The 13,284-nt window shown below is 62.3% G+C and carries 6 protein-coding genes; all 6 read right to left on the reverse strand.

The features are described from left to right. Positions 1 to 204: 204 nt before the first annotated feature. The 6 genes from BM235_RS01195 to BM235_RS01220 all read right to left on the reverse strand — a co-directional run bounded on the left by BM235_RS01195 (position 205) and on the right by BM235_RS01220 (position 12,837). The gene (locus BM235_RS01195) at positions 205 to 5,142 is read right to left on the reverse strand and encodes an endo-1,4-beta-xylanase (RefSeq protein WP_090108710.1); all 4,938 of its coding nucleotides are present in this window, start codon (positions 5,140 to 5,142) and stop codon (positions 205 to 207) included. 429 nt (positions 5,143 to 5,571) lie between these two features. Then, positions 5,572 to 7,785: an alpha-glucuronidase family glycosyl hydrolase gene (locus BM235_RS01200; RefSeq protein ID WP_090109535.1), complete on the reverse strand. Its 2,214-nt coding sequence runs from the start codon at positions 7,783 to 7,785 to the stop codon at positions 5,572 to 5,574. 100 nt (positions 7,786 to 7,885) lie between these two features. Beyond that, positions 7,886 to 9,031, reverse strand: a complete 1,146-nt coding sequence (locus BM235_RS01205; RefSeq protein ID WP_090108711.1) for a glycosyl hydrolase family 8 — start codon at positions 9,029 to 9,031, stop codon at positions 7,886 to 7,888. A gap of 51 nt (positions 9,032 to 9,082) precedes the next feature. Then, positions 9,083 to 10,018 (reverse strand): carbohydrate ABC transporter permease, encoded by a 936-nt coding sequence (locus tag BM235_RS01210; protein WP_090108712.1) that lies wholly within the window; start codon positions 10,016 to 10,018, stop codon positions 9,083 to 9,085. Positions 10,019 to 10,033: 15 nt separating this feature from the next. Continuing rightward, the gene (locus BM235_RS01215; RefSeq protein WP_090108713.1) at positions 10,034 to 11,008 is read right to left on the reverse strand and encodes an ABC transporter permease; all 975 of its coding nucleotides are present in this window, start codon (positions 11,006 to 11,008) and stop codon (positions 10,034 to 10,036) included. A 101-nt stretch (positions 11,009 to 11,109) separates the two neighbouring features. Further along, positions 11,110 to 12,837 carry a type 2 periplasmic-binding domain-containing protein gene (locus BM235_RS01220; protein ID WP_090108714.1) on the reverse strand — a complete coding sequence of 576 codons (1,728 nt, stop codon included), beginning with the start codon at positions 12,835 to 12,837 and terminating at the stop codon, positions 11,110 to 11,112. Positions 12,838 to 13,284: the final 447 nt, after the last annotated feature.

Consider the following 13,284-nt stretch of genomic DNA (forward strand, 5'->3'; position numbering starts at 1 on the left):
TAGCGCAATTTTGCGCTATTCTTGTGCATGATGTTAGCGGCGGCGTGGACGGAATCGTGCAAATATTCGTTATTCGTGTCACTTCGCAGCTACAAGCGGCGACGTGAAGACCTCACGCCGATGGCGTGAGGTCTTCACGGGAACCGCTATAGCGCAAGACGGACAATCAAGCTTCAGCGAACGGAACGGCCAAAGCCGCCTCCGTCATTGCGATTGCATCTGGAGTAGCCGGTCTACCAGGACCGCGGCCTGCGCTCTGTTGGCCGTGCCGTTCGGCACGAAGCTGCCGTCCGGCATGCCGCCGACGATGCCGGCTGCCCGGAGAGCCGTCACGGCTTCGCGCGCGTAGCCGGCGATCGCCAGATCGTCCGCGAATGCTGGCGCATTCTCGCCCGCCGCGCCAAGGTCGGCCCCGGCTGCGGCCAGCGCCCGGTACGTCATGACCGCCATCTCCTGGCGGCTGATCCGGTCCAGGCCGCCAAAGGTGCCGTCGCCTTTGCCCTGTACGATGCCGGCTTGGTATGCTGCCGCAGCGGCGCTTGCGTACCAGGCATCCGCCTTGATGTCGGCGAACGGCAGCCCGGCAGAGGCATCGCCAGGCTTCAAGTCGAGCGCACGCACGAGCATCTGCGCGAATTCGGCCCGCGTGACCTCCCGATTCGGCGCGAAGTAGACGTCGGTAGCGCCATTTGAGCCGCTCGATCTATCGGGGCCGTTCACGCCGTACACGACGCCGCGCGCCGACAGCGCGAGAATGCTGTCCGTCGCCCACGCCGCCAGGCGCTCGTCGGCGAAGCGCACCTGCGCCGGCGCTGCCGCATACAGGCTGAAGTGGCTTGCATCGAACGCAACCGTGCCCGTGGCCGGGTCGTAGCGGCCGTTCTTGATCACTTCAAGTCCATCGGTATCGGAGAGCGCGTAGATCACGATCTGCCCCGGACGGACGCCGGGCTCCAGCGCGTACGGGATGGATACCCGAACTTTCCTGTCCGCGCCGAACGCGCTGATACGCGCGCCGCCCGCGCTGAGCGCGAAGTCGTATACCGGCCGGTCGCCGATTTTACCGCGCGCTTCCCCGGACAGCGTCGCGGCATCCGTCAGGCTCACGCTCAGCTCGACGTCGCCTGCGAGACCCGCCTCTTCGAACAGGGAGAGCGGGAGCGCCAGCTCGGCAAGTCCCGTAGCGATCCGGATCTCCCGCACGCCGGCCTCGCCCGCCGTTTTCACCTGCGCGAGCGGCAGTTTGACGGCAATGGTCTTCGTATCGGCCGGTGTCCGAATGTCGAACCGGATGCGTCCGTCTTTCAAGTCCTTCAACGCTTCCGCGAACGCCGCCGCGCCTACGCTAGCCGACGCTTTGCCGCTTGCGTCCACCGTTACTCCTATCGGATCCGCGCCGACCGTCGTTCCCGGGTTCGTGCCGTTGCCGGGCTGCGTCCCGTCGGTCTCCTTCAGCTGAAGCACGCCGAACCTGGACGTGTTCGCGTAGGACTGACCCGTCGGATCGTTCCAAGTAAACACGCTGTCCCGCGTTCCGCCGTCCTGATCGTTGTTGACCTGCAGATCGAAGCCGATTAACTTGCCTGCGGCGGGCGAGATCGTATCGAGCGCGATCGCAGCTTCCACGGCATAGCCGCCGTCTACAAGCTTCGTCGCCGACGTATAGTTGTCGTCCCGCGCATGCCCGCCGATCGTTTTCGCGTTCTTGTAGCTAATCCGGTACTGACCGTCGTCGTCTTCATAGGCGGCCGTCTTGCCGTTATTGGGATCGACGAAAATCTCAACCGAGTCCTGCTCCCAGGCGTTCCCGATGGCGTCGCTCAGCTCGCTGTCCGCCACGATGGCGTAAACGTACAAGTACTGCGCATCCCACAGCGTGCGGAACTCGGCCTTCGCGGCCGCGCCGCCCTGCTGCTCGACGGCGACGTCGGTCCGGTATGCCGGCGCCGACGACCAGATGCCGTCGGGTTCGCCGTCGATCACCGGCGTACCTCGCACGGACGTGCCGAGGCGGGTAGCCTCGATATACGTCAGCACGCCGTAGCCCAGGCTATCGCCTTCCTGCGCGCTGCGCGGGTCGCTCCAGGAGACGATGACCCCGTTGCCGCCTTGCTCCGAGCCGTCGTTAATCCCCTTGTCGGTCACCCGAACGTCGAACTTCACCTGTTTTCCGAGCGCTCCTTCGAAAGGAATGGCCGTCTCCAGCACGTATCCGTCCGCCGTCTCCGTGATCGCCGAATGATCGCGCGGGAAGGCAAGCTTGCGGATGCCGCCGTCGTCGACGAACAGCTCGACTTGGTCGGTCGGGGTATTGGTGAGATCCCGGACCGCTACCCGCACATACAGATGCTGCGCGTCCCACAGTGTCTTCACCTCCGCGGCCAGCGTGCCGAGGCTCTCCGTTTGCAGCGCAGGCACCGTCTGCCAGACCGGATCCGCGGCGTTCGCCGGCGTCCCCTGCGCCGCGTTCGAGGCTTTCGCCGCGAGCGGGAGCTTGGACGGGTCCAGCGTTTTAACCGCTTCGATCATTCCCCAGTACGCGTACTTGGCCTGGTGCCGCTTGTCGAACGGAAATGGCGCGTCCTGACGGGTCGTGCCGCGGTTGTGCAGCCAAGTATAATCGTCCGCGACGCCCCACAGCGTTACGTTGCTGATCCAACCTTGGGGATTGCCCGCCGCCTTGCCCGCCTCGTCGAGCCGGACCAGCTCCTTGAACAGCTCCTTATAGCGATAGCCTTGCTTGACCAAAATATCTTCTGGAATCGGCTCGTAGCTCGTACTGTTGTTCGTGTACACCGATACGTCCAGCTCGGTCAGCTGGTTGTCGAAGCCGGCTTCGGCGAACTTGCGGATCGAGTCGGAAATCTGCTGGACCGACGGCCCGCTGATATTGATGTGCGTCTGATGCCCGACGCCGTCGATCGGCACGCCTTCGTCTCTCAGCGACGTCGCCAGGTTGTAGAGGAAATCCCGTTTCTTCGGATCCTGCGTGTTGTAATCGTTGATGTAAAGCTTGGCGTCCGGAAGCTCCCGCCGCGCGACGGCGAACGCCGTCTTGATGAAGTCCGTGCCGGTCAGCCGGAACCACTCGCTCCGCCGCATGCCGTCCGGCTGGCCTTCGTCGATCACCTCGTTGACCACGTCGACGGACTGAATCTGGACGCCCAACGCCTTGAAGTGCCGCGCCACCGTCTCGATGTAAGTCGTCAGCCGGTTTAGCACGAGCGTCTTGTTCTCCGCCGTCGCCTCGAGCGGCTCGCCTTGCGCGTCCTTGAACATCCACTCCGCGGCCTGCGAATGCCAGGCGAGCGTATGAAGCCGGAAGTCCAAGCCGTGATCCTTGGCATAAAGCGCGACCTTGTCCGCCGAAGCCCAGTTCCAGACGCCCTCGGACGGATTCAGCGAAGCGGGCTTCGTGGAGTTCTCGGCCACGATCGAACTGTAGTGGTAATCGAGCAGCGCCTTGGCATCGCCTTCGATCTGCGTCGGCTCCACGGCCGCGCCGATCTTAAACGAATCCGCGTAGACGTCCTTCAGCGCGTCGATGTCCGTCTGGATCGGCAGCGGCCCCGCGACCGGCCCGACGTAGGAAAGCGCGAAGTCGTCGAGGTAAAACGACCGTTCGCCGCCGGGATTGTCGGCCGCTTCGACGTACGCCCGCAGCATGGACGGCGTCGTCGCCACCGTGAACGTGCCGCTTAGCCGCACCCACGCGTCCGCGGTTATGTTACCGTTCGAGGAGACGTTCGTGAACGCGCTGTCGCCGGACTGCACGGAGATTCGAAGCGCCGTCGGCGATTGACCCGGCGCCATCCGCACCCAGGCCGACAGGTTGTATTTGAAGCCCTTATGCATCTTGCCCATCACGTCCAGCAGCGGGCCGTCGTACTGTTGGGACACGGTCGCGAGCAGGCTATGCGAGCCGCCCTCCGTATGATTGGCTGCATCGGATACCGCGATATTGCCGTCGCCGAACCGGCGCACCCAGTCGCCTTGCCCGTCCTCGAAGTCAGCCAGCACGCCGCTTTGATCCAGCTCGCCCGCTCCGGGCTCGCCGTCGTCCGGCGTGACGTCCTTCACGACGACCTCGTCGATATACAGATCCGCCAAAGACGTCGAGCTCGTCGCGGATTCGACCCAGATGCGCAGCTCCGATGTATTCGCCGGCACCTCGTAAGCTTTCACCTCGAAGGTCGTCCAGCCGTCGGCATCCGCTTCCCGGTCTCCCACGAGCCAAGGATATTGATTGTCCAGCAGCGGCGAAACGACCTTGGACGCGAGATGCAGCGTATCGGTCCCCGTGCCGAGTCTGACCTTGAGCGACAGATCGTACGTTCGTCCCGACTGCATGACGCCCGTCAGATTCAGCGACGGGCTGCTGGCCCGCGAGCCGCGTCCGCTGAACTTGAGCGACTGCGTCCCGTCCGACGCCGCTTCCGCGGACACGCCAATCGTCCCGGTGCCACCCCAGCTCAAGTTTTCCCAGCCGCCGGTCTGCCCGTCCTCGAAGCTCTGGGACAGCACGTCGGTGCCGGATACCGGCCCCGGACCGACCGGCGGCGTCGGCTCTTCTAACGGCGGCGACACGAGCTTAGCGGCGAACGTGTCTACGTAGTAGTCGACCGTCGCGCTGTCGGTAGACTGCACGTACACCTGGTAGCCGGAAGCGCGCGCATCGACGGTCATCCGGCCCTCGAGCAGCACCCAGCCCGCGCTCGTGACCGGCTTGGCGTCGATCTTGGCATAAGCGCCCGCGTCGTCTTGGGGCAGGCCCTGCTGGTTGATCGTCAGCTCGACCGTCGCCGTGCCGACCGACGTATCTTCCTTCAGCTTGGCGTAGATGGTAAAGTCGTACGTGGCGCCGGGCACCAGCGCGTTCGCGTTCGCGCCCGGCCCGTTCCACGTCGCGGTGCGGCCGGTCGCGAGCAGGCTGCCCGCCCCGCTTTGCGCGGCCGCCGTCGACTGCGCGACGGTTTCGGACCCGCGCTTGAACCAGCCGTCCGTTCCCGTGTCGAAGCTAGCGCTCATAACCGTATCTCCCGCCGTTGCCGCGCTCGCTTGGCCTGTGCCCCAGCCGGTCGGCGCCGCGATCGCGATACCGAGCAGTAGGGCGAGGGCAGGCTTGACTCTTATTTTCCACATCCAGGCATTCCCCCTTGAACGTTGTTCCGGATTCGCAAGCGGAGCAGGCCGCGGTCGGCGTCTCGTTTGTTTGACGACGTCCACACCTATGTAAGCGTTAACAGTCGCTTGCGTTCCTCCATTATGCAATTTCCGGCAATCGGGTCGTACCCGGCAAAGTATGGTATTTACTATAAAAAGTAAAGATCCGGTACAGCGCAGCAACCCGGTCACTCGCAGAATCGACTTTGGCAGGGCAGTCTCCGCTAGAAACAAACCCGCCTCTCGCCGCAGCTTCCAAGCGCGGGAAGTCTCAGATAGGAACAAACGTGCCACTCTCTGCAGGCTCTCCGCGCGAGTAGTCTCCGCTAGAAACAAATCTACCACTCGCCGCAGCTTTCCCACGCAGACAGTCTCAAATAGGAACAAGCCTACCACTTGCGCAGACGCTTAATAGATCGTCCGACCGTGGGCGTCGGCCATGCCGGATTTGCGATAGAAATAGGTATTGAGCTGGTCCCGCCATTCCCGCGCATGCTCGGCTTGATGGGCGAGTCGCTCCCGGACTTCCACGTAAGCGCGCGCGGGTAAGCGATTGGCGATATGGTCCCAGGCTGCAAGCAATCCGGCGGCCCGCTCAGCGCCCTCAAAGCGCGTATCGTAAATGTGTTGAATGACCGTCTTGCCGCTCTTAAGAGGCGTGTCGTAAGGAACATGGTGAAAAAAGAGCAGCAGCTCTTCCGGGCAGGCGTGCGGTAATTCGTACATGGCCGCGGCGGCGGGGGGATACTGTCCCGCATAGCCGGTTCCGGTCGCGACGGTCCGGTCGACGCCGATGCCGTCCCGGTCCGCATAGTGATAGGTGCCCCAGGGGCTGTATTCGTACCCGTCGACGTTCGGGCCGTAATGATGGTTCGGATTGACCATCCAGCCAACGCCAAGCGGCGCCGTGTACGATTCGTATATGGCGTGCGAGTCCATCAGCATCCGGATGACGGTCTCCTCGACGGACGCGTCCGATGTCAGCGCCATTCGAATCCACTCGCGTCCGATCGCTTCGGCGGACGCAGACGGATCCCAGGCGAGCCGGCCGTAACCGTACCAGTTCGCCTGCGCGAGCAGGTGACCGGTCCAGTTGGCATCGGTGCCGACATTGGATACGGCAGCCAGGCCGCCGCGCCAACCTCCGCCCTCGTTTTCCGCAGCGCCTTGCTCGTCTGCGCTCGCCCCGCCCTTGCGTCCGCCCGCCGCATCCGCCACCGTGCGGCCGTCGCCGGCCTCGAAGTCCAGCACCTCCTTCCACATCGGGAGAAGGTAGCAGAGATGACGTTGCTGCCCCGTGTACTCCTGCGTAATCTGCAGCTCCAAGGCGATCTGCGTCCGTCGGAGCCCGAGCAGCAGCGGCGACACGGGTTCCCGCACCTGGAAGTCCATCGGCCCGTGCTTGATCTGCAGCACGACATTGTCCCGGAACGCGCCGTCGAGGGGCATGAAATGGTCGTAGGCGGCGCGAGCGCGATCGGTCCGCCGGTCCCGCCAATCCTGCTTGCAATCGTAAACGAAGCAGCGCCAGATGACCGTGCCGTCATGCGGGGCGAGCGCGTCCGCCAGCATATTGGCGCCGTCCGCGTGATCCCGCCCGTAGGTGAACGGGCCGGGGCGATGCTCCGAGTCCGCTTTGACGACGAAGCCGCCGAACCCGGGGATTACCCGGCATACCTCGGCCGTCGTCTCGCGCCACCAGGCCGCGACGGCAGGGTCCAGCGGATCGGCCGTGCCGAGCCCGCCGAGCTCGATCGGCGCGGCGAAGTTGACGCTTAGGTATAGCGCGATACCGTATTCGCGGAAGACATCCGCCACCCGCGCCACGTCGCTCAGCCGTTCGGGCGCCAGCAGCCGCGTCTCTTCGGCATGAACGTTAACATTGTTGATCGCCACCGCGTTAATGCCGACAGAAGCCGTCAAGCGCGCATAATCGGTAATTCTCTCCGCCCGCTCGCCCAGCCGTCCGCCGTCGAAGAATAAACTCCCGCCCGCATACCCGCGCTCGACGGACCCGTCCGCATTGTCCCAATGGTCGATCATCCGCAACGGATAGGCCGGCCGCTCCACGATTCGGAGACCGCGAATCTCGGCGCCCGTCTGCAACAGTCGAATGAAGCCGAAGGCCGCATACAACGCGCCCTTCGCGCCGCCGCCGAGCAGATAGACGCTGCCGTCGGCGCCGGTCCGGATGGCGTAGCCCTCATCGCCGAGCGTTTCGAAGCCGGGCATTTCCGCCGCTCCCGCTCCCGCTCCCGCTCCTGCTCCTGCTCCTGCTCCTGCATCCAGGCCCGCCTCAACACCCGCCGCCTCCGCGGCCCATTCATGCCAGCTCTCCCGCACCCGATCCGCCAGGCCGACGACAATCGCCGGCCCGCCCGGCCCTCCGCCGCCGCCAGCATCCGCCGGCGCAGCCGATACGTCGACCGGCTCGCTGCCGAGTAAGCCCGCGATCGCGCGCCTCAGCTCACTTCGCGCCGCCGCCAGCTCCGCGCCCTCTCCCGCAATCAAGAGCCTCCCGCAGACCGCCGCATAGCTCTCGCGCAGCGCCTCGTCCTCGATCCGCCTATAATCCAGCCATGCTTGCTCATACGCTTCGTTTCCCGCTCGCCCGGCATCCATCATCCATGCGCCCCTCTCCATGCAAATAAAAAGAGTCTCCTGCTACAGAGACTCCCCTCTAACTGCCAACCTCTTCCGAACCTTACCGTCCGCCATTCCCTTACGCCGCAGGCATCCAGATCCGGTACCGCCCGCTCAGCGCCAGCAGCGCGAACATGTACAGGCAATTGTCATAATAGCGCCGCTCGCCCTCGCGAACCGGCGTATGCCAGAACCGCTCGACCGCCTCCCGCGCGTGCTGATTGTCCGGCGCGGCCAGCGCGGCGCACGCATTGGTCGCGACGAGGCCGACCGGATGCAGCGCCGGCTCCTCGAACGGCGTACCGTCGATCCGGTAGCGCCGGTAGTCGGCCGGGTCCTTGTCCGCGAAGAAGCGCAGGATCGCCTCCGCCTCGCGCGTCATCCACGGCGTCGCGCCGAACCAGGCGGCTTCGAGGCCCACGTTCGCCGCGACCCGGTAGGAGTCGCTGTAGAAATGCCCGTAGCCTCGCTCGTCGTTCGGCGTGCCGTCGTAGTAGGCGTACTCCGGCGCCAGCCCCGTCTCCGGATGGCAGGCGAGCGGCAGGTACGCCCGGCTCGCGGCGGCAGCTTCGCGCCAGAACGGCCGGTCCGCTTCATCCGCCCACAGCGCGAACAGCTCGTAAAAATGTGGCAAATGGTACGACGGATCGCTGTATTCGCACTCCGGCACGAACTTGATGAGCCGGTTGTCGCGGTTCCACATCGGGTAGCCCGGCCCCTGCTCGCCGTTGTGCAGGCAGGCCCGCAAAATGTCCCGCGCCTTGGCCGCGTAGTCCAAGGGAGGCTCGCCCTCGCCCCAGCGGTGCGCGGCGAAGAACAGCGCCAGCGCGAAGTATTCCTCGCCGTCCGGCGCCGGCCCCGATGAGTTCCGCGTCCCGTCAGGCGCGCAGGACCAGGCGAAGTACCCGGCATGCACGCCTTCCTTCATATGCATGTACGTCCACGTCCACCGCCACAGCCGGTCGAACAACGCCTTGTCGTCCATCTGCACGGCCATCATCATGCCGTAGGACATGCCCTCGGTGCGCACGTCGAGATTGCCGGTGTCCAGCATATAGCCCATATCGTCGCCGGACGGGTAGTAGATTCGGGTCCGCTCGTCGTCGCCGAACAGCCGCTGCCACGCATCCGCCAGCCGAGCCTCAATCTCAGCCGGCACATAGCCGTAGCGCTCGAGCAGGTTCGGATATCGCCCGGCGGTAAAAGCACCGGTTCCGCTATTCATCGCGATTGCCCCCTCCTTTTACTAATAATCTCCAATGCGAAGAGCAGCTTCTTATCCCTTCACGCCGCCCACGGTCATGCCCTTCACGAAATACTTCTGCAGGAACGGGTACACGACGATCATCGGTACCGCCGCCACGATCGTCATCGTCGCCCGGATCGACAGCGGAGATACCTTGACCGCCGCGCCTGCCGACGAATTCGAGAATGCCGTCTCGGCGCTGGAGGTCGTGTTGGAATTCTGCAAGATCTTCTGCAGCTCGTACTGCAGCGTGCTCAGCTTAACATTGGAGGAGTTGTACAGGAACACGTCGAACCACGAATTCCACTGATAGACTGCCGTGAAGAGCGCCACCGTCGCCAGTACGGGCAGACACAGCGGGAAAACGATGTTGATGAACGTCCGGAAGTCCCCGGCACCGTCGATCCGCGCCGACTCCATGATGCTCTCCGGCAGTTGCTCGATGAAGGAACGGATGATGATCAAGTTGAACACGCCGATAATGCCGGGCATGATATAAACCCAGAAGCTGTTGATCAGTCCCAGATCCCGGATGAGCAAGTAGTTCGGGATCAATCCTCCGTTGATGTACATCGTAATGATAAAAGCAATCGTCACGAACTTCCTCAGCACGTACTCTTGGCGGCTAATCGTATAGGCGACCATCGCCGAAGCGAACACCGTGACGATCGTGCCGATGACGGTGCGCAGCACCGAGATGAGCGTCGCGTTGTAGATCGTCGCCTCGTTGAACACGAACCTATAGTTCTCGCCGGAAAACTGCCGGGGCCACAGATGAATGCCGCCCTTGATCGAATCGCTCGCGGCGTTGAGCGACACGGCGAGCGTGTTCAAGAACGGGTACAGCGTGACGACCATGAGCAGTGTGAGGAAGACGTAATTCAATGTATCGAACACCCGGTCGCCGACCGAAGAATGCCTGCGCGAGCTGCGGGCCAGCCGCGGAGCGCCTGCCGCTTTCGCCATAGGGACCACCTCCTTCTAGAACAGTCTGTCTTGTCCCAATCGCTTGGCGATATGGTTGGCCGAGAACAGCAGGATGAAGCTGACGACCGTCTTGAACATGCCTGCGGCGGTCGCGAGCGGGAAGTTAAACTGCTGGAGGCCGTATTTGAGCACGAATATGTCAATGTTCTCGGAATAATCGACGTTCATACCGTTGCCGAGCAGGTACTGCGGTTCGAATCCCGATTCCAGCAAATAGCCGATGTTCATGATGAGCAGCACGACGATGACCGGCTTGATGCCCGGCAGCGTGATATACCACATCCGTCTCAAACGGCCCGCGCCGTCCATCTCCGCCGCCTCGTACTGCGCGGGATCGATGGCGCTGATCGCGGCCAAATAGACGATCGTATTCCAGCCTACGTCCTTCCACACGGAGCTAGCGCCGAAGATGCCCCAGAACCATTCCGCCTTGCCGAGGAACAAATATTCCTGCCCCTTTTCGATGATGCCGATGCCCTTGAGCAGTTCATTGATGACGCCGTCCGGCGCCAGCATCGTCTGGATGATGCCCGCTGCGACGACCCAGGAGATGAAGTGAGGCAAATAGCTGACGGTCTGCACGACGCGCTTGAACGCGACCTTGCGGACCTCGTTCAAGAGCAAGGCGAGCGATACGGCCGTCACGAAGCCGAGCACGAGATTGATGCCGCTCATCGCGAGCGTATTGCGCAGGGCGATCAGGAAGCGATCCTCCGAGAACAGCGACTTAAAATGCGAAAAGCCGACCCATTGCTGGTCCTTGAAGGCAAGCGAAGGCTGATAATCCTGGAACGCGATCGTCCATCCCCATACCGGCACGTATTTAAAAATGAACAGCCAGATGACAAAGGGAACGGACATCAGGACCAGCATGCGCTGCGAAACGAGTTTCTTGAAAAACAGCTTCAGCCCGCCCGGCTCTGGCTTTGACGTCGACGTCGACGGCGACAGCGCGGTGTTGTTTTCCATCCTTCTTGCTCCTTCCGTCGGGCTAAAGAATAGAAAGGAAAGCCGGCCTTAAGCACGAAGCTCGCGTTAAGCCGGCTTTGCCCTCCTATCGAAAACCTCCGTTACTTGGCGACTTCCACGACTTTCTTGATTTGCTCGGTATACCACTTCTCGTAGCCGGCGGTATCGAGCTTGCCGAATTCCTTCATGTAGTCGGCCCATACGCCTTCGAAGTCCGCCGGCTTGGCCAGCACGAGCTTGGCGTAGTACTTCTTCAGCAGGTCGTCCTTCTTGGTCTCCCAGATCTGCTGCGGGGAGCCCTGTTCCTTCGGAATGCTCCAGGCCGGGAACCACGGACGGTCTTCGGGCTTGTCGAACATCTGTGCGTAAGTCTGCACGCCGTACTTGCCCAGGATCGTCTTGTCGCCTTCGGTCAGGCTCATCTGGAACACTTCCGGCTGGAAGCCCGGCGCCAACGCATTGCCGTCCGCAAGCGTGGAGGAGGTGCCGTATTGCGGCCAATCCCAGTCATACGTCTTGAAGCCGAACTTCTCGTTGAACGCGTCGTCGAGCTTCGCGATCTGCTCCGCCGTCCGGTAGAAGCGGCCCTTGTCGTCGACCTCGTACGTCTCGCCCTTGATCCCCCAGCTCTTCAGCACTTGATTTTCGTCCGTGAGCAGAGCATCCCAGTACTGAATGATGCGGGCCGGATCCTTGGCGCTCTTGGTGATGCCCGCGCCGCGGTTGCTGGTCCAGCCCGGCGGATCGAGGTACTGGTCGTGCTTGCCGTCGAACGTCACCGGCAGCGGGAAGTAGACGAAGTCGTCCTGCGTCTGATCCTTTCTCGCCGCATCCTTGAGCACATTCATCGCATTGCCGATCTGCCAGCCGTAGTCGAAGAAGCCTACGACCTTGTGAGAGGTCAGCTTGGCGATATATTGGTCGTAGTTGTCGACGAAGGAAGATTTATCGAACAGGTTTTTGCCGTTCAGGTCGTTCAGCGTCTTCAGCCAACGCTTCTCGTTCTCCGAGCCGGCGTACGTCTTGGCTTCGTTCGTGGCGATGTCCACCATGACGTTCCCGTCGTTCGGGAACCCGGCCAGATGCATCGGCGGATTGGAGGTGGCGAAAAACCGCCAGTCGTGCGTCAGCGTGAGCATCCCCGTCAGGTTCTCGTCCTTGTGCTTGGCGACAAAGTCCTCGACCAGCTTGACGTATTCGTCCAGCGTCTTGATCTTCGGGTAGCCCGCTTCCTTGAGCACGCGCCGCTGTACCCAGAACGCGCCCTGATTGATGTTCGGATCCGCCACATAGTCGCCAACCTGCGGCCCGAAGGGCAGGAAGTAGATCTTGCCGCCGTAGTCGGCTCTCATCCGCTCGAAGTATGGCCCGTATACGCGCTTGATGTTCGGTCCGTACTGCTCGATCAGATCGTCCAGCGGGATAAAGGCGCCCGCCTTCAGCACTTCCTCGATCGCGGCATCCGGTATCATGACGTCAGGGTATTGGTCGGATGCGATCATCGTGCCGATCTTCGTATTCAGGTCTCCGACCAAATGCTCGATCTTGAAGTTCACGCCGGTCTGATCCTCGAGCATCTTGCCGATCGTCGTCTCATTGGTGTTCAGATCTTTCTCGCCGGCCACGCCATTAAAGAAACTGAACGTGACTTTGTCTAGCGGCTTCTCTGTTGCAGATGCCGTTGCCGATGCCGAACCGCTCGCCGGCGCCGACGAACTGTCGCTGGGTGCGGCTGAAGACGCATTGCCGCTATTGTTGCCGTTCGAGCATGCAGCCATCGATACGGCCAAGGCGGCAGCCATGCCGGCTGTCCACAGTTTTTTTGCCACTGCGTTCGAACCCCTTCCGTGACGTTTCATTGTTTTTGTAAGCACTTTCAGTATAAAGGGATTCGACGAGTTTGTTTACTGGATAAACTAAAGATCGTACTTAGGATATTTAGGATGCGGAATTTTGGACAAAAAAAGCCTGCGAGGCTTCGTAGGAATTCGCTCGGGCGAAGAGGCCGGGGCTGCGGGGCCAAGTGGCGTTGTAGGACGTTACTTGGCGGGTGGGACAGGTTACGAAGGCCAAGTAGCTCTGTAGGACGTTACTTTGGCAGGGGAGCCAAGTTATGAAGGCCAAGTAGCTCTGTAGGACGTTACTTTGGCGGGGGAGCCAGGTTATGAAGGCCAAGTAGTTCTGTAGGACGTTACTTTAGGCGGGGGAGCCAGGTTATGAAGGCGAAGTAGTTCTGTAGGACGTTACTTTGGGCGGGGGAGCCAGGTTATGAAGGC

It is taken from the genome of Cohnella sp. OV330 (assembly GCF_900112065.1).
Taxonomy (GTDB): Bacteria; Bacillota; Bacilli; order Paenibacillales; family Paenibacillaceae; genus Cohnella.

Excerpts from the sequence above, each read along its gene's own strand:
- BM235_RS01195 (WP_090108710.1), bottom strand. The coding sequence starts at position 5,142 with ATGTGGAAAATAAGAGTCAAGCCTGCCCTCGCCCTACTGCTCGGTATC.
- BM235_RS01205 (WP_090108711.1), bottom strand. The coding sequence starts at position 9,031 with ATGAATAGCGGAACCGGTGCTTTTACCGCCGGGCGATATCCGAACCTG.
- BM235_RS01215 (WP_090108713.1), bottom strand. The coding sequence starts at position 11,008 with ATGGAAAACAACACCGCGCTGTCGCCGTCGACGTCGACGTCAAAGCCA.
- BM235_RS01210 (WP_090108712.1), bottom strand. The coding sequence starts at position 10,018 with ATGGCGAAAGCGGCAGGCGCTCCGCGGCTGGCCCGCAGCTCGCGCAGG.
- BM235_RS01200 (WP_090109535.1), bottom strand. The coding sequence starts at position 7,785 with ATGGATGCCGGGCGAGCGGGAAACGAAGCGTATGAGCAAGCATGGCTG.